This is a genomic window from Allobranchiibius sp. CTAmp26 (assembly GCF_017565405.1).
In the GTDB taxonomy this organism is placed as follows: domain Bacteria; phylum Actinomycetota; class Actinomycetes; order Actinomycetales; family Dermatophilaceae; genus Allobranchiibius.
This window is the reverse complement of sequence record NZ_JAGEKR010000015.1, coordinates 25,437-42,401: the sequence shown is the minus strand read 5'-3', so window position 1 is coordinate 42,401 and position 16,965 is coordinate 25,437. Positions and strand designations below refer to the sequence as shown.

The following is a 16,965-nucleotide window of genomic DNA, read 5'->3' as shown; positions in this document are numbered from 1 at the left end:
GCTACGTCGTCCTATGAGAGGGAGATCTGCTCGATGCCCATGAGGGGACAGGTCCTGATCGTCGACGACGACCCTTCGCTGGCGGAGATGCTCGGCATCATCCTGCGCGGCGAAGGACTGCAGACGAGCCATTGCGCCGACGGCGCCAAGGCGATGCAGGCGTTCCGGGACAGCTCGCCCGACGTGGTGCTGCTCGACGTGATGCTCCCGGGGATGAGCGGCGTCGACGTATGCCGCGCCATCCGCTCGGAGTCCGTCGTCCCGATCGTCATGCTGACCGCCCGCACGGACACGATCGACGTGGTCGCGGGGCTGGAGTCCGGCGCCGACGACTACATCACCAAGCCGTTCAAGCCGCAGGAGCTCATCGCTCGCGTCCGGGCGAGGTTGCGCCGCAACGACGAGCCCGAGACCGAGCACCTGACCCTTGCCGACCTGGACATCGACGTATCGGGCCACAAGGTCACCCGCGCAGGAACGGCGATCTCCTTGACGCCGCTGGAGTTCGACCTGCTCGTCGCACTGGCGCGCAAACCCTGGCAGGTCTTCACCCGCGAGGTGCTCCTGGACCAGGTGTGGGGTTACCGCCACGCCGGGGACACGCGCCTGGTCAACGTGCACGTGCAGCGGTTGCGCTCCAAGGTCGAGCAGGACCCGGAGAATCCCACGATCGTGCTCACGGTCCGCGGGGTGGGTTACAAGGCGGGTCCGGCATGAGCTGCGGCGGCGCCCGGGCGGCCGACGCCCCATGAGCGACACGGCGCTGCTGACCGGTGCGCGGCCCTCCCGGGTGGGTCGCGCCTGGCGGTTGCTGCGCCGCACCTGGCGCCGCTCCATCCACGCGCGGGTCATCATCATCACCGTGACTGCGGGGGCGGTCCTCACCTTCGTGCTCGGCAGCTACATGTACCAGCGGATCGCCGACGGCCTCGTGGACAACAAGGTGCACTCCTCCGAGCAGGACGCGCTGTCGCAGCGCGCCACCGCGCAGAAGTACCTCAGCGCCAGCGACAAGCCCGATCACGCCTCGTTGGAGCAACTCGTCCGGCAGACCGTCCAGTCGGTGGCGTCCCCGGGGGACGACCTGTCCCGGCGGGTGATCTTCGAGCAGGGTCTGGGCTCGGTCACCCAGCGCCTGGGCAAGGTCAGCACCGGGCCCAGGAACACCGTGATACCGCGGGCGTTGCTGCAGGCCGTCCTGAAGGATCCGCAGCATCAGCAGACCCAGATCGTCACCGTGCCGCGCTACGCCTATGGCACCGGACACATCCCGGCCGTGATGGTGGGGGCCCAGGTGACCGTGCCCGGCGCCGGGGCCTACGACCTCTACCTGGTCTATCCGATGGACGCCGAGGAGGACACGCTCGGCATCGTCAAGAGCGCGTTCGCCGTAGGTGGTGTGCTGCTCATCCTGATGCTGGCCTCGCTCGCCTACCTGGTGACCCGCCTCGTGGTGGCACCCGTGCGCTCCGCGGCACACGTCGCCGAGCGGTTGAGCGACGGCGCGCTCAACGAGCGGATGCCCGTGCGGGGCGAGGACGACCTGGCGCGCCTCGCGACGTCCTTCAACGGGATGGCGGACAGTCTGCAGCGCCAGATCCGGCAGCTGGAGGAGTTGTCGACCCTGCAGAAACGCTTCACCTCCGACGTGTCGCACGAGTTGCGCACCCCGCTGACCACCATCCGGATGGCCGCGGACATGTTGCACGACCGCCGGGCCGACTTCGCCGAGCCGGTGGCCCGGTCGGCGGAGCTGCTCAACCGTGAGCTCGATCGGTTCGAGACGCTGCTCACCGACCTCCTCGAGATCAGCCGGTTCGATGCCGGCGCCAGCTCTCTGCAGGACCAGCCGGTCGACATCCGCGACGTCGTACGCCGGGTCTGCGACGGGTACGAGTCCCTCGCCACCCGCAATCACACGCGGCTGCGCGTGCACGGACGGCGGCCCGCGATCGCGCCGATGGACCGGCGCCGCGTCGAGCGCATCGTGCGGAACCTGGTGAGCAACGCGATCGAGCACAGCGAGGGCCGACCCATCGACATCACGGTCGGCAGCAACGCCACTGCGGTCGCCGTGTCCGTGCGCGATTACGGCGTCGGCCTGGCCCCGGGTGACTCGGCCAGGGTCTTCAACCGTTTCTGGCGCGCCGATCCGGCCCGCGCCCGTACGACGGGCGGCAGCGGCCTCGGGCTGTCGATCTCGCTGGACGATGCCCGCCTGCACGACGGCTGGTTGCAGGCCTGGGGCGAACCCGGCCAGGGCGCCTGCTTCCGGCTGACGCTGCCGGCGAAGACCGGCGTCCCCATCGCCCGTTCACCGCTGAACCTGGCGCCGGACGACTCCGCCGTCGGCCGCATCATGCCGCAGGCGGACAGCCTCACCATCGGTACCAGGACCGCCCCCGGTTCCACCCAGGCTGCGGCTGAGATCACTCGGATGGAGAGGGACCGGTCGTGAGGGTCGGGGCCGTTCGCGTCCGCTGGCTATGGGCTCTCCTGCTCCCGGTCACCCTCACCGGGTGCGCTGGACTCCCGACCAGCGGCGCGGTCCATGCCGAGCAGCCCATCAACAACGCCGCCGCGCCCCACGTGGATGTCCAGGTCCTGGGTCCTGTGGACGGGCAGAGCCCCCAGGACGTCGTCAACTCCTTCTTGCTGGCCGGGGTCAGCCTGGACGACGACTACGGAGTTGCACGTCAGTACATGACCGCGACGGCCTCAGCGAAGTGGCAGCCCGCCGAGGGCGCGATCATCACTGGTGCGGGTGACTTCCGGGTGGCGGCGCCGAAGTCCGGGCGGGTCGTGGTGTCCGCGGTGCAGCAGGCGGTGCTCGACACGACCGGGCATGTGAGTGCCCGTGTGCCGGGCGTCAGGTTCAACGCGTCGTTCGGGGTGACCAAGGTCCGCGGTCAGTGGCGGGTCAGCAGCCTGCCGACCGGCTTCCGCCCATGGATCAGTGACGCCAACTTCCAGCAGGTCTTCACCGCTCAGCGGATCTACTACCCCAGTGCGTCGTCGCGAGTGCTCGTCCCCGACGTGCAGTGGTATCCGTCGGCCGGTCTGGCCACGGCCGTCGCCCGCGCGGTGCTGGCCGCGCCACCGCCCTGGCTGCGCGGGGTCCTGCGTACCCCGAGCCAGTCCCACATCGGGCTCGCGATCAACGCAGTGCCGGTGGACCCGAACACTAATGTGGCCTCCATCGACCTGACGGCGTCGGCCCAGCGGGCGGACGCTGCCACCCGTACGGCGCTGTGGGCCGCGATGACGGCGAGCCTCACGGCGATGACGTCGAACCTCGCGGTGGTGCCATCGGTGACACGGGTGGAGCTCACGGTCCGCGGCAACCGGTTGGCTGCACCGCACCTGCCCGCCCAGCCGATGAGCGCCGCGGATCTCGGCTACCAGGTGGCGAGCTCCCCGAATGCGGCCCTCATCATCCGCAACGGGTCGGTGCTGACCCGGCAGCGTTCCGATGCGAGCGGTCCGCTGCGGGGGTCCGGCGACACGGGCGCCACCCCGGCACGGCTTCCGGTGGTCGGCTCGAAGTTCTACGACCTGAGCGCCGACGCCTCCGGCGGCGCGGTCGCAGCGCTGTCGACCGATCGTCGCTCCCTGGGGGTGTGGGTCGGCCGCACGCTGCACACCGTGCCGACGTTCGCGGGCAACCTGACCCGGCCCACCTTCACCGGCACGACCGCCCTGCTGGCCGGCATCTCCGGCACACCGCGACGCGGCACGGCCGCGTCCGGTGCCGGCGTGTGGGCCGCCGACACGACGGCGGGGTCCCGGATCGGCGCCCGTCGGCTGTCGGTGCCGTGGCTAGGCCGGTCCGTCCTCCTGGCCCTGAAGGTGTCGGCCGAGGGCGCCAGGGTGGCCATGGTGGTGCAGGACGATGAGGGTCGTACCTCTGTGCGGGTGGCCGGCCTCCTGCGCGATGCGCGCGGCGCGCCCACGGCCATCGGCACGCCGGTCGTCATGCCGGTCGGCATCGCCTCCATCAGTGATGTCGCATGGCTCGACGACGCCACGCTGGGGGTCCTCGGTGCAACCGCGCCGGCGAAGGGACGCGCCCGGGGTGCGGACCAGATCGCGCTCGTGCCACTGAGCGGTCAACCGGAGATCGTCGGCGCGCCGTCGGGTGTGCAGAACGTGGTGTCAGGGGGCAGCGGCCCGGACGACATCTACGTGCTCGACCACCGCGGCAGCGTGTGGACGCGGCAGGGTGCCGGCTGGGCGCGGATACCCGGTGCCGACGACCTGGCGGCACCCGGCACCTGAACATCACGAGCCGGTGGCCGGCAGGCAATCCACATCCCCGTCGCGCGCCGCGAGTGGTCCACACCCGATCGTCCACCGTCGGGGAGCCCCCCGCGCGGACTGGTCGACTGCTGCGATGCGCTGGGCCGAAGACCTGCTGGATCTCGTGGCACCCCGCCGGTGCGGCGGGTGTGACGCCCCGGGTGCGCGCATCTGCGGCGGATGCACGGCGGAACTGCGGGCCCGGCTGCAGCCGGTGAGCGTCCGGGTGCGGCCGACGCCGGAGCCGGACGGCTTTCCCCCGACGTGGTCGCAGGCCGCGTACGCCGGCGTGCTCGCGCAGGTGCTGCGCGGCTACAAGGACGACGACCGCCCCGACCTCGCGGATCAGTGCGTCCCGTTCATACGCGGCGCGCTCGCGGGATGCCTGCAGGAGGACCCTCTGGTCGCCGCGGGTGTCAGGTGCGCCGGCGGGGGCCGCGCGGGGACGCTGGCGATCACCACCGTGCCGTCGTCCGGGCGCGCGTTGCGCACCAGGGGACGGGACCCGTTGTGGGATCTGGTGACCCGCGCTCTTGCGCCACGGGGTGGACCGATCCCGTCACCGGAGCGGCTCCTGCGGATCGCACGCCCGACCCGCGACCAGGCCGGACTCGACGCGACCGCACGGGCCGGCAACCTGAGCGGCGCGATGCGCGTCCGCGACCACGCCCGTGCCCAGATCCCGGGACGCGTGGTCATCGTGATCGACGACATCGTCACGACGGGATCGACCCTGGTCGAGGCGACCAGAGCGCTGCGCTCGGCGGGGGCGTCCCACGTCGTTGCCTGCACCATTGCCGCCACCCCCCGGGCCGGTTACCGTCGGGGGATGGAGCGCACTGGCGGCACGCGACGTGCCGCCGGTCTGCCTGTCCCTGCATCGTCCGGGGGTGATCCGTCGGCCTGATCGGTCCGGCCCGCCACGAGATCTGCCCTATTTCACGATCAGGAGGTCGTTCATGGAGATCAGTGTGACCGGACGTCACGTGGCTGTGCCCGAGCGTTTTCAGCGACACATCGAGGACAAGCTGGCCAAGGTGCCGCAGCTTGACCCGGCGGTGCTCCGCTGTGAGGTGGTTGTGACGCACGAGGCCAACCCCCGCCAGGCCAAGGAAGCACAACGCATCGAGATCACCTGCTACGCCAAACGATCGGTCATCAGGGCGGAAGCGAGCGCTGACGACGAGTACGGCGCCCTCGACCTGGCCGCGACGCGCCTGGGGGAGAGGCTGCGACGGCAACACGACAAGCGGCGGGTGCACAGGGGCCGCCGCGTACCGGTGTCGGTCGCCCGGGCCACGGCGGCGCTGAGCGATTGGTCCGACACCTCGGGCCCGGACGGACCGGGTGGATCAGCGCCACTGGATGGAGACCCGGCCCCCCTGCCGGCGCATGTCGCCGCGCTCGGTGGCGACGAGGACTGCCCGATCGAACTGCGCGAGAAGGTCCACCACAGCGTCCCGATGAGCGTTGACCAGGCGCTGCGGGAGATGGAGCTGGTGGGACACGACTTCTACCTCTACCAGGATGTCGACACCGGTACGCCGAGTGTCGTCTACCGGCGCCGTGGCTGGTCCTACGGCGTCATCCAGCTCGAGGTCTCCGATGACGACGCGGCGCCGTCGAATTCGCGAACCCAGGGAGTCTCGGCCACAGCCTGAGGCACAATCTGGAAGCGTGAGCGACCAGCAGATCACCGTGCAGGTCGCCGCCGCCAGCCCGATCTACCGACGTGGCATCGCCGCCGTGCTCCAGGAACGCGGCATGGAGGTGGTGGCCTCGGCCGCCGACGGCACCGCGCTGTCGGCGGCCAGGCCCGCCCACGTCGTCCTCGTGCAGCCGGAGTTGCCGGGTCTGGTGGGGGCACTGCGGGCGCTGTCCACGGTCCCGGACCGCCCCAAGGTCATCCTGCTGGTGGGCCCGGCCGAGCCGCTCGCAGTCCAGGCCGCGCTGCGGCACGGCCCGGCCGGCCTGCTGCTGCAGGACGCCGGCGCGGACGAGTTCGAGGCCGCCGTGCGGGCGGTGTCCACCGGGGGCGGCTGGATCTCCGCGGCCCTCGTGCCCCTCGTGCTGCCGCTGGCGGTCTCCGGTGCGCTGCGTGCCGCGATCGAGGACTCGGCGGCCGGCACCCTCAGCCGTCGCGAACGAGAGGTGCTCGTGCTGGTCGCCTCCGGACACTCCAACCGCAAGGTCGCCTCCGAGCTGTTCATCGCCGAGAACACCGTCAAGAACCACGTGCGCAAGATCCTGGAGAAGCTGGACCTGAGCAGCCGCGTCGAGGCCACCTTGTGGGCGGTGTCGACCGGGCTGGTCGATTCGAGCGAGCGCAAGTAACCGGGCCGTCGGTGCCGACGGGCACAATGCCCACCATGTCTCCCGATCCGGTGCCCAGGGTGGTGCGCGCCGCGGCCGCCCGTCGGATCGCGTTGGCCGCGCAAGGTTTCCACGGCCTGCGACCCCAGGGTCCGGTGACCGTCCGCCATCTGCAACGAGTCGTCGACCGGGTCGGCGTGGTGCAGATCGACAGTGTCAACGTGTTGGTGCGCAGTCAGTACCTGCCGTTCTTCTCGCGGCTCGGCGCGTACGACAGGGCGCTGCTCGACCGGGCGCGGGACCGCGCCCCGCGCCGGCTCGTGGAGTACTGGGCACACGAGGCCAGCCTGATCCCTCCGGCCACCTGGCCGCTGCTGGACTTCCGGATGCAACGCGCGCACGCGGACGCGTGGGGCGGGATGCGTCGGGTCGCCCGCGACCACACCGACCTGGTCGCGCAGGTTCTGGCCGAGGTCGATGCCCACGGGCCCCTGACCACCCGGGAGTGCGAGGTGCGACTCGCGGCGGACGCGGAGCGCCCCACCGAGCACTGGGGATGGAACTGGTCGCTGGTCAAGAACGCCCTGGAGCACCTCTTCTGGGCCGGCGAGATCGGCTCTGCCGGGCGGACCGCCCAGTTCGAGCGACGTTACGACGCCGTACGCCGGGTGCTCCCACCCGCGCAGCGCGACGCCGCCGATGCGGCGTCCCGGCCCGCGGCGACGGACGCGTTCGTGGAACTGATGCGGATCGCCGCCCGGGCGCACGGCATCGCCACCGTGCAGTGCCTGCGCGACTACTTCCGGCTCAGCCCGGAGCAGGCAGCCCCGGCGCTCGCGGCCTTGGTGGCAGGCGGTGAGCTGGAGCCGGTGACGATCGAGGGTTGGAAACGCCCGGCGTACCTGCACGTCGACGCGGCCCGGCCGCGGGCCGTGCACGCCGAGGCCCTGCTCAGCCCCTTCGACTCGCTCATCTGGCAGCGGGACCGGACGCACGCGTTGTGGGACTTTCACTACCGGCTGGAGATATACGTCCCCGCGGCGCAGCGGGTGCACGGGTACTACGTCCTGCCGTTCCTCTTCGGTGACCGGCTGGTCGGCAGGGTCGATCTCAAGGCGGATCGCGCGGCGGGGGCGTTGCTGGTGCAGGCGGTGCACTGGGAGGTGCACGCGGATGGCGATGCGCGCCGCGCCCTGGGCCGACAGTTGGAGCAGATGGCCGGCTGGTTGGATCTGAGCAGGGTGACCGGACCCGGCATGGAGGAGACACGATGAGCGAGCTGACCGTCCGACGCGAGGAGGGGCGGGGCCGGTACGAGGCCTATCTCGGTGACGAGCAGGTCGGCGTCGCGGACTTCGTCGAGGTCGGGGGCAGCGGGGACGTCGGGGACGCCGTCGTGCTGCCGCACGTCGAGGTCGCACCGCGTCACCAGGGCCAGGGCTACGCCTCCCAGCTCACTCGCGCGACCCTGGACGACCTGCGCGCGCGCGGCGTGACCAGGATCGTCCCGCAGTGCCCCTATGTGCGGGCGTGGGTCGGCAAGCACCCCGACTATCAGGACCTCGTGGGTTCGTAGTCCCGGGCGAGCAGCTCGAAGTAGATGCTGTCGCTGATGGAGCCGTCGGCGCGGGTGTAGTCGGAGTGCGCACGCCCCCACTCACGGAATCCCCTCTCCCGTAACAGCTTCTGGGAAGCGGTGTTCTCCGCATCGGTGTCCGCGTCGATACGGATGAGTCCCAGGCCGTCCTGCGTCGGCGACGCGAAACCGTGTGCGAGCGCCGCGTCGATCGCCTCGCCGGCGTACCCGTGGCCCCGGGCGTCCGGGTACAGCCAGTAGCCGATCTCGGCACGATCGCGCACCGGTGCGGCACGGTCGAAGAGCGTCACGGCGCCGAGGGCCTCGTCGGTGCGGGCGTCCGCGATGCACCACATCACCTGTCCTTCGTCGGTCTGCCGAGCCCGACGGTGGTACCACTCGTCCCAGGTGGAGTACGTCGGCTGCGCACCGGGCGGCATGTACCGCAACGACGCCCGATCGAGCTCGACGTCCTCACCGGGGCGGTCCTCGACGGTCCAGGGCCGCAGCACGAGCCGGGCCGTTCGCAGCGTCGGGACCACGGCGGGCTCGATGTTCTGCGCGAGTCTGTCGTCGGCCTTCAACAGTTCGAAGGTGAGCGCTCCGGTCGGCGAGCGGTCGGGGCGCGCGAGCACGGCGCGCTCGGTCGCCACCTGCCGGAAACCCGCCCGGCGCAGCGCGCGCGCCGAGGGCCGATTGTCGATGTCGGTGCCGGCCTGCAGCCGGTGCAGGCCCAGTCCCGCTGCGCCCGAGTCGTCGGTCAGGGGCGAGAAGGCGTGCGCGATGACCAGATCGAGCGCCTCCTGCAGGATCCCGAGGCCCCGCGCCGACGGGTAGAGCCAGTAGCTGAGCTCGCCGGTCCCGCGGGTCATCGCGGCCCCCAGGTGCTGCAGCGCGATGTGTCCTAGCGGCTCGTCGAGGTCGGGGTCGACGATGCACCAGTAGATACCGGCGCCGGCGGCCATCCGCTCGCGCCGGGTGAGCAGCCAGTCGGTGTACGACGCGGGGCTCGGCTGGGTGCCCATCATGAAGCGCGCGCTCTGCTCGTCCGGTCCCCGGCGTGGTACGTCGTCGTCGCTCCAGGGCCGCAGCACGAATCGGCCGCCGTCGAGCACCGGTGGCTGCCACCAGGGGTGGCGCGGTGCGCGCGCCTCGCCGGCGTGCAGGTGCCCCACCCAGACCCCGTCGACGACGCCGCCGTCGGACACCGGGTGCGGTACCTCCCAGGTGCCGTCGACGGCGAAACCGCACGCCCACGCCACCCGCCGGGAGGCGAAATTGCCCCGTGCGGCACGCCAGGCCAGCCCCGAGACGCCGAGTTCGTCGAACGCGTACGCCGCGAGCCGCTGCACCGCGCGACGGCATACCCCGGTGCCGCGGGCCTCGGGGTGCACCAGATACCCGACCTCGAAGGTGTCGCCGCGCCGGTCGTGCAGCCCGACGTTGCCGACCCACCGACCGCCGCGCTCGATCGCCCACTCGATCTGGGTGCCCTCGACGCGTCCCCGATCGATCCTGGCGATGAAGTCGCGGGCATCGGACTCCTCGTACGGCGCGGGCAACGGCAGCCACGCCCTGGCCGCGGGATCCCGGCACGCCTGCGTCATCCGGGGCGCGTCGTCGAGGTGCTGGGCGCGCAGGGTGAGGTCGCCGTCGACCAGGACGGGCACGTCGTGGGGAAGGTGGGGCACGATGCCACTCAACCAGCCGTTGCACATCAGACGCACATCGATTTAGTGGCCCGCAGCACAGGGCCCTAAACTCGACGGCGGTATGCCCACTCACGAGGAGCTTTCGTGCCCAAAGTAGTCGAGAAGGTCCTTCGCGCCGGTGAAGGTCGCCTGCTGAAGAAGCTGCAGGCGATCGCCGACCAGGTCAGCGTCCTGGAAGAGGACTTCGAGAAGCTCAGCGACGCCGAGCTGCGCGGCGAGACCGACAAGTTCCGCCAGCGGCTCGAAGAGGGCGAGACCCTCGACGACCTGCTGCCCGAGGCGTTCGCCGCGGTGCGCGAGGCGTCCCGCCGGACCATCGGCAAGCGGCACTTCGACGTGCAGATCATGGGCGGCGCCGCCATGCACCTCGGCAACGTGGCCGAGATGCGCACCGGTGAGGGCAAGACGCTCGTCGCCACGCTGCCGTCGTACCTCAATGCCCTGGAGGGCAAGGGTGTGCACGTCGTCACCGTCAACGACTACCTGGCGGAGTACCAGTCGGAGCTGATGGGCCGCGTACACCGCGCGCTCGGTCTGGAGACCGGCGTCATCCTGGCGTCGATGACCCCGGACGAGCGGCGGGTGGAGTACGAGAAGGACATCACCTACGGCACGAACAACGAGTTCGGCTTCGACTACCTGCGCGACAACATGGCGTGGTCGCAGGAGGAGTTGGTGCAGCGCGGGCACAACTTCGCGATCGTCGACGAGGTCGACTCGATCCTCATCGACGAGGCGCGCACACCGCTGATCATCAGCGGGCCGGCCGATGAGGCCACCCGCTGGTACGTCGAGTTCGCCCGGATCGTCGACAAGCTCACGCGGGCGCCCAAGAAGGACCCGAACAAGCCGAACGAGGTCCGCGACGGCGACTACGAGGTCGACGAGAAGAAGAAGACCGTCGGCATCCTGGAGCCCGGTATCGAGAAGGTCGAGGACCTGCTCGGCATCGAAAACCTCTACGAGGCCGAGAACACCCCGCTGATCGGCTACCTCAACAACGCGATCAAGGCCAAGGAGCTGTTCAAGAACGACAAGGACTACGTCGTCATCGACGGCGAGATCCTGATCGTCGACGAGCACACCGGCCGGATGCTCGCGGGACGGCGCTACAACGAGGGCATCCACCAGGCGATCGAGGCCAAGGAGGGGGTGGAGATCAAGAACGAGAACCAGACGATGGCCACCGTGACCCTCCAGAACTACTTCCGGATGTACGACAAGATCGCCGGGATGACCGGTACGGCGCAGACCGAGGCCGCCGAGCTGCACCAGATCTACAAGGTCGGGGTGCTCACTATCCCGACCAACAAGCCGATGATCCGCGAGGACAGGTCGGACCTGATCTACCGCTCCGAGAAGGCCAAGTTCGGTGCGGTCGTGGCCGACATCGTCGCCCGCCACAAGGAGGGCCAGCCGGTCCTCGTCGGTACGACCAGCGTCGAGAAGAGCGAATACCTGTCCGAGCAGTTGCGCCGCCGCAAGGTGCCGCACGAGGTGCTCAACGCCAAGCAGCACGAGCGTGAGGCCGCGATCGTGGCGCAGGCCGGGCGCAAGGGCGCCGTCACCGTGGCCACCAACATGGCCGGCCGCGGCACCGACATCATGCTGGGCGGCAACCCGGAGTTCATCGCCGTCGCCGCGTTGAAGAAGAAGGGCCTGGACCCGGCTGAGACGCCGGATGAGTACGAGGCCGCCTGGGACGAGGCGCTGGCCAAGGCCGAGAAGTCGGTCAAGGCGGCACACGAGGAGGTCCTCGAGCTGGGCGGTCTCTACGTGCTCGGCACCGAGCGTCACGAGTCACGACGCATCGACAACCAGCTGCGTGGTCGTGCCGGCCGGCAGGGCGACCCGGGCGAGAGCCGCTTCTACCTGTCGCTGCAGGACGACCTGATGCGGTTGTTCAACAACAAGCTGGTCGAGCGGTTCATGGTCAGCGCGGACGGCGAGGACGAGGTGCCGATCGAGTCCAAGATGGTCAGCCGCTCCATCCAGAGCGCCCAGGGCCAGGTAGAGAGCCAGAACTTCGAACAGCGCAAGAACGTGCTGAAGTACGACGACGTGCTGAACCGCCAGCGCGAGACGATCTACCGCGACCGTCGCCGGGTCCTCGAGGGCGAGGACCTGGAGGGGCAGATGCGCCACTTCGTCAACGACGTGGTCGACGCGTACGTCGACGGCGCCACTGCCGAGGGCTTCGCCGACGACTGGGACCTGGACACCCTGTGGGCGGCGCTGAAGGACCTCTACCCGGTGTCCGTCACGCTCGCCGAGGTCGAGGACGAGGTGGGCGGCCGGTCCGGGCTGACCGCCGAGGTGCTGGGCCAGGAGCTGCGCTCGGACGCCCAGCACGCGTACGACAGCCGCGAGAAGCAGCTGGGCGAGCGGGTCACCCGTGAGGTCGAACGACGGGTCGTGCTCTCGGTGCTGGACCACAAGTGGCGCGAGCACCTCTACGAGATGGACTACCTCAAGGACGGCATCCACCTGCGCCAGTTCGCCCAGCGCGACCCGCTCGTGGAGTACCAGCGGGAGGGGTATGAGATCTTCGCGGCGATGAACGACGGGATCAAGGAGGAGTCGGTCCAGAGCGTCTTCCACGTCGAGGTCGACCCGGACGAGCTGGAGGCGTCGCTGCCCCAGCAGTCCGACGAGCAGATGACGCTCGTCGCGCCGAACGAGTCCGGTCGCGCCGAGGCACACCTGATCGACGAGTCGGGCCGGATCGCCGACGAGGACTCCCAGCTGCCGCGGGCGCAGCGACGCGCCAAGGCCAAGCAGGAGAAGCGCAAGGGCTGATCGCGCGCCTAGCCCATCTCGAACGCGGTGATGAGCCAGCGGCCGTCCACTCCGCTGATCCGCAGGGCGATGGCGCGGACTCGGCCCTCGTGGTGCACCACCACGCTGGCCTCCACGACGCCGTCGGCGGGTTCGCAGGTCGCCACCTTGCGGATCAGGCTGCGTCGCACGCCGACCGCTCCGCGGCGACGGGCGACGGCGTGCCGGCGGGTGAGCGCGTCGTACAGGTCGTTGGTCATCGACTGGGCGAACTGCTGCGGCGGTCGGGCCCCGGTCATGCTCTCCAACAGCGCAGCGGTCATCGCCCGCACCCAGGCGACCGGTTCGGGCAGCTGGGCGCGCAGGGTCGCCTGCGGCCCGAAGTAGGTGTCCTCGTTCGCGGTGCGGAAGTCGACCGCGAGGCAGGACTGCACGTACCTCCTCCCGCCGCGCCCGGTGCCGGCCGCTTCGGCGTAGAGCCGGTCGAGCTCCGCCTCGCTGAGCACGCCGGGCTCCACGTCGACCGCGGGCCGGATGCGCAGGGGAGCCGGGGAGAGCGCGGTCGAACTCATCGTGGGTCTCCTGGTGCGGCGGGGCGATGCAGGATCTGACCGACCTGCAGCAGGTCGGGGTCGGGGCCGATGAGGTGCCGGTTGTGGGCGTACCAGCGCGGCCATTCGGCGGCGATGACCGCCGGGTCGTCGGTGCGCAACTGGCGGCCGACGAGGGACCACAGGCTGTCGCCGCGTCGTACGACGACTTCGGTGCCGTCGTGCGCGCTGCCGGCGCATCCGGTGACCAGGGGTGCGCTCGTCGCGCCACGGTGGTGGGTCCGGGCCGGCGGCTCGGCGGTCCAGCCCGGCGCGGGCATGCACGGGCTCGACGTCGCGAGGCGCAGGGGGACAGGGACGCCGAAGCCCGGCACCGGAGCTCGAACCCCGGCATCCGCGCTGTGCAGGGTCGCGGCAGCCGCCTCCGCAGACGCCGGTCGGCCGGCGTACGTCGTGGTCATCGTCGCGGCGAGCAGCAGCAGGGCGACCCGGCCCACCAACCCACCGGGCAGTTCCCGCGGGGTGCTGCCGACCACGCGCAGGCCGGCCACTATCAGGATGGTCGCCCAGGCCAGGGTCGCCAGCAGGGCGGCGCGGACCACGACCGGGACCGCGTCGACCGTGCTGAGCGTCGCGCGGTGGTCCAGGTCGGCGTACGCCGTGGCCAAGGACTTCAGCGACCAGCAGGTGGCGACGAGCAGCGCACCGATCGTGGCGGCACCCAGCAGGCTCGCACGGCCCGGATGGAGGTCGCCCGAGGCGAGGTCGACAGGTCGTGGCATACATGGACTGTAGGCACGTTCGATGTCGTCTGTCTACGTTTGATGCTTTTTAGTGACGTTTGATGACAACTGCCGTTGGAGACCGCGCGCGTGGTTAGCCTGGACGGATGCGATGGTCGGAGCTGTTCGCCGACCTCGAGGCGCAGCTGGCGCAGGCCGATCAGGCCGAACTGGACGCGCAGGTGGCCGACCGCACCCGACGAGAACGAGCGGCCGTGTCATGGACCGACCGTGCGGCCGCCGCACTCGGCGAACGGCTGACCGTGCACACACCCGTCGGCCCGGTCCGCGGGGTGCTGGAGGACCTCGGCGCCGACTGGCTGCTCCTGGACGAGGCCGTGCTGCCGTTCTCCGCGGTGCTGTCCGTGGCCGGGTTGCCGACGCGGAGCACCGACGGTCGGGGGCTGGGGCGCCGGTTCGGCATCGGCGTGGCGCTGCGAGGCATCGCCCGGGACAGGTGCGCCGTCGCGGTGCAGGACGTCCACCGGGGGGTCGTCGTCGGCACCGTGGACGCCGTCGGATCCGACCACGTCGAGATCGCCGAGCACCCGGCCGACGCGGTACGGCGGTCCGCGGTGCTCACCGGACATCGCGTCGTGCCCTTCCGGGCGATCGCGGTGATCCGGCGGGGTTGATCGGGAGGTTCAGTCGACGTCGATGGTGCCGGACTCCACCCGGGTGCGGGTGTCGGCGTACGCCCGCTGGATGTAGTTCTCCAGCTCGGCGACCTCGACGCGCCAACTCTTGCCCACCTTGATCGCCGGCAGCTCACCGGAGCTCACCAGCCCGTACGCCTGGCGAGCGGAGATGTTGAGCGTCTCGGCGACATCGGCGATCTGGACGAATCGAGCAGGCACCGGTCCATTGTGTCCCACCATGCACAGTTGTGCCGTTTCGGTTGTGGACGGCGATCGGTCCGGAGACACTGACGCCGGGAGGTTTCGGATGCCACAGCTTCGCCGACGGGGCAGTCATGTGCCGCTACCTGCGCCGGTCGCCGCCCGGCTGCAGAAGCCCTCGTGGCGCGACGGGCGGTTGGTCGCCGGAGTCCTGCTCGTGCTGCTGGCGATGCTCGGCGGCGCCGCTGCGCTCGCCCACTTCGACTCCACCGTCGAGATGCTGCAGGCGTCGCACACCCTCGTGCCCGGACAGACGATCGGGCGGGATGACGTGACGTCGGTCAAGGTGCGGATGGACGGCAGACATGCTGGGTATCTCAAGGCGGACGACGGCCTGCCGCGCGGCCAGGTGGTGCGAGCGGTGCAGAGCGGCGAGCTGGTGCCGGCGTCGGCGGTGGGCGACGGATCCTCGTTGCACGAGAAGACCATCGCCCTGCCCGCCACCACCGGGCAGTCCTCGATCCTGGTCGCCGGGTCGATCGTCGACCTCTACGTGTCGGCCAAACAGACCGCGGCGACCGGCGACACCGGCTATCAGGACCCTCGGCTGCTGATCTCCGGTGTGCTGGTGGCAAGGATCTCGCGGCCGTCAACCGGGCTCGGCGCAGGGACTGCGGACGACTCGGTCCAGGTCCAGATCCCCGACGCCCAGGTGCCCGCCGTCCTCGCGGCGGTCAACAAAGGCGCGAAGGTCGATCTGGTGCCGGCGGCGGGTTCGCCGGTGCAGGGCGGCTCGTGAGCACGACCGTCGTCACCGCGGTGAGCGCTCCGTCGGAGGCCGCGGTCGCCACCGCTCTCGGCTCGGAGGGCGAGCTGCGCGTCGTACGCCGCTGCCCGGACGTGGCCGACTTGCTCGCCGTCGCTCAGGCCGGGCGCGCGCAGGTCGCGGTCATCTCACCCGATCTGCCGGGCCTGCGCCGGTCGGTCCTGGCCGACCTGCGCTCCAGTGGCGTCGCGCTCGTCGGCGTCTTCGACCCGTACGACGAGGCGCAGGAGCGCACCTTGCGGCAGTGGGCGGTGCCGCGGGTGGTGAGCGTGCACGACCCACGAGCCCTCGTGGCCCAGGTGCTGCAGGCCGGTGCCACGCCCGGCTCGACCACCTCGCGTCCTGCGGGCGGTGACGTCGATGCCGAGTTCGCGCTGCTGGTGGGGGACACGGACGCCGGGGACGACAGGGACGACACGGATGACGATTCCGATCTGCCGCAGGGGCGGATCGTCGCGGTGTGGGGCGCCGTCGGATCGCCGGGACGCACGACGGTCGCGGTCAACCTGGCCGCGGAACTGGTGCTCAGCGGTCGCTCGGCGATGGTCGTCGACGCCGACACCTACGGCGCGTGTGTGGGCCAGTTGCTGGCCCTGCTGGACGAGGCGCCCGGGATCGCCGCAGCGGTGCGGCTGGCGGAATCCGGGCGTCTCGATGCGCCGGGCCTGGCCGGAGTGGCACCGGTGACCGACCCGGGGTTCCGCGTCCTGACCGGTATCTCCCGCGCGTCGCGGTGGCCGGAGATCCGAGAGGAGGCACTCACCGAGGTGCTGCGCACCGCCCGGGCCCTGGTCGACTTCGTCGTCGTGGACTGCGCGGCGCCGATCGAGGAGGACGAGGAGCTCAGCTACGACACGCTCGCGCCGCGCCGCAACGCCGCCACGCTCGCCACCCTGCGCGCCGCCGACATCGTCCTCGTGGTCGGCACGGCCGACCCGGTGGGTCTGCAACGCCTCGTCCGTGCCCTGGAGGATGTGCGCCCCCTCGTGCGGTCGGAGCCCAAGGTCGTCGTGACCAGGGTGCGCAGTTCCGCGGTCGGCGGTTCCCCCGAGACCAAGGTGACCGAGGCGCTCGAGCGGTTCGCCGGAGTCCGCGATCTGAGTCTCGTGCCCGAGGACCGGGACACCCTGGACGCCGCTCTGCTCGCCGGGCGCACCCTGGCCGCCGGCGCGCCGCACTCCGCGGCCCGCGAGGCGATCCGAGCCCTCGCGGGGCAACTGTCGGGTGTCCCATCGCGCAGTCGTCGTGGACGACTGCGCGCGCTGCGCCGGGGCACCGCCTCCTCCTGA

The 16,965-nt window shown here is 71.0% G+C and carries 16 protein-coding genes; 12 read left to right on the top strand and 4 right to left on the bottom strand.

The window, feature by feature from the left end:
- Positions 1 to 39 precede the first annotated feature (39 nt).
- From mtrA to J4030_RS10685, 8 genes are all read left to right on the top strand, one after another.
- On the top strand, positions 40 to 717 hold the full coding sequence (mtrA, locus tag J4030_RS10720; protein WP_208049369.1) for an MtrAB system response regulator MtrA: 678 nt from the start codon (positions 40 to 42) through the stop codon (positions 715 to 717).
- A gap of 31 nt (positions 718 to 748) precedes the next feature.
- Positions 749 to 2,458 carry an MtrAB system histidine kinase MtrB gene (gene mtrB / locus J4030_RS10715; protein ID WP_208049219.1) on the top strand — a complete coding sequence of 570 codons (1,710 nt, stop codon included), beginning with the start codon at positions 749 to 751 and terminating at the stop codon, positions 2,456 to 2,458.
- Complete coding sequence (locus J4030_RS18525) at positions 2,455 to 4,278, top strand: LpqB family beta-propeller domain-containing protein (protein WP_208049218.1); 1,824 nt, start codon at positions 2,455 to 2,457, stop codon at positions 4,276 to 4,278. The genes mtrB and J4030_RS18525 overlap by 4 nt, the downstream gene beginning before the upstream one ends.
- 115 nt (positions 4,279 to 4,393) lie before the next feature.
- Positions 4,394 to 5,206 carry a ComF family protein gene (locus J4030_RS10705; protein ID WP_208049217.1) on the top strand — a complete coding sequence of 271 codons (813 nt, stop codon included), beginning with the start codon at positions 4,394 to 4,396 and terminating at the stop codon, positions 5,204 to 5,206.
- A 52-nt stretch (positions 5,207 to 5,258) separates the two neighbouring features.
- Complete coding sequence (gene hpf, locus J4030_RS10700; RefSeq protein WP_208049216.1) at positions 5,259 to 5,960, top strand: ribosome hibernation-promoting factor, HPF/YfiA family; 702 nt, start codon at positions 5,259 to 5,261, stop codon at positions 5,958 to 5,960.
- Positions 5,961 to 5,976: 16 nt separating this feature from the next.
- Positions 5,977 to 6,633 carry a response regulator transcription factor gene (locus J4030_RS10695; RefSeq protein WP_208049215.1) on the top strand — a complete coding sequence of 219 codons (657 nt, stop codon included), beginning with the start codon at positions 5,977 to 5,979 and terminating at the stop codon, positions 6,631 to 6,633.
- Positions 6,634 to 6,668: 35 nt separating this feature from the next.
- Positions 6,669 to 7,886: a winged helix-turn-helix domain-containing protein gene (locus J4030_RS10690; RefSeq protein WP_208049214.1), complete on the top strand. Its 1,218-nt coding sequence runs from the start codon at positions 6,669 to 6,671 to the stop codon at positions 7,884 to 7,886.
- A complete protein-coding gene (locus J4030_RS10685; protein ID WP_208049213.1) occupies positions 7,883 to 8,188 on the top strand; it encodes a GNAT family N-acetyltransferase in 306 nt (101 codons plus the stop codon). Before J4030_RS10690 ends, J4030_RS10685 begins: the two co-directional genes overlap by 4 nt.
- On the opposite strand, the gene J4030_RS10680 is transcribed toward J4030_RS10685, so the two are convergent.
- Positions 8,167 to 9,879 (bottom strand): GNAT family N-acetyltransferase, encoded by a 1,713-nt coding sequence (locus J4030_RS10680; RefSeq protein WP_208049212.1) that lies wholly within the window; start codon positions 9,877 to 9,879, stop codon positions 8,167 to 8,169. The two genes, J4030_RS10685 and J4030_RS10680, sit on opposite strands and share 22 nt — an antisense overlap.
- Before the next feature lie 105 nt (positions 9,880 to 9,984).
- Between J4030_RS10680 and secA the strand changes: the two genes are divergently transcribed.
- Complete coding sequence (gene secA, locus J4030_RS10675) at positions 9,985 to 12,699, top strand: preprotein translocase subunit SecA (protein ID WP_208049211.1); 2,715 nt, start codon at positions 9,985 to 9,987, stop codon at positions 12,697 to 12,699.
- An 8-nt stretch (positions 12,700 to 12,707) separates the two neighbouring features.
- Here the strand turns inward: secA and J4030_RS10670 are convergent, their stop codons facing one another.
- Together J4030_RS10670 and J4030_RS10665 are read right to left on the bottom strand one after the other, a co-directional pair.
- The gene (locus J4030_RS10670) at positions 12,708 to 13,250 is read right to left on the bottom strand and encodes an Rv3235 family protein (protein WP_208049210.1); all 543 of its coding nucleotides are present in this window, start codon (positions 13,248 to 13,250) and stop codon (positions 12,708 to 12,710) included.
- Entirely contained in the window at positions 13,247 to 14,011 is a 765-nt protein-coding gene (locus J4030_RS10665) for a LysM peptidoglycan-binding domain-containing protein (protein WP_208049209.1), read from the bottom strand. Before J4030_RS10665 ends, J4030_RS10670 begins: the two co-directional genes overlap by 4 nt.
- Before the next feature lie 107 nt (positions 14,012 to 14,118).
- Between J4030_RS10665 and J4030_RS10660 the strand changes: the two genes are divergently transcribed.
- Positions 14,119 to 14,646, top strand: a complete 528-nt coding sequence (locus J4030_RS10660) for a hypothetical protein (RefSeq protein WP_208049208.1) — start codon at positions 14,119 to 14,121, stop codon at positions 14,644 to 14,646.
- Positions 14,647 to 14,655: 9 nt separating this feature from the next.
- On the opposite strand, the gene J4030_RS10655 is transcribed toward J4030_RS10660, so the two are convergent.
- Complete coding sequence (locus J4030_RS10655) at positions 14,656 to 14,868, bottom strand: helix-turn-helix domain-containing protein (protein ID WP_208049207.1); 213 nt, start codon at positions 14,866 to 14,868, stop codon at positions 14,656 to 14,658.
- Positions 14,869 to 14,956: 88 nt separating this feature from the next.
- Here J4030_RS10655 and J4030_RS10650 point away from each other — a divergent pair, with 88 nt between their 5' ends.
- Entirely contained in the window at positions 14,957 to 15,649 is a 693-nt protein-coding gene (locus tag J4030_RS10650; protein WP_208049206.1) for a hypothetical protein, read from the top strand.
- The gene (locus tag J4030_RS10645) at positions 15,646 to 16,965 is read left to right on the top strand and encodes a hypothetical protein (protein ID WP_208049205.1); all 1,320 of its coding nucleotides are present in this window, start codon (positions 15,646 to 15,648) and stop codon (positions 16,963 to 16,965) included. The genes J4030_RS10650 and J4030_RS10645 overlap by 4 nt, the downstream gene beginning before the upstream one ends.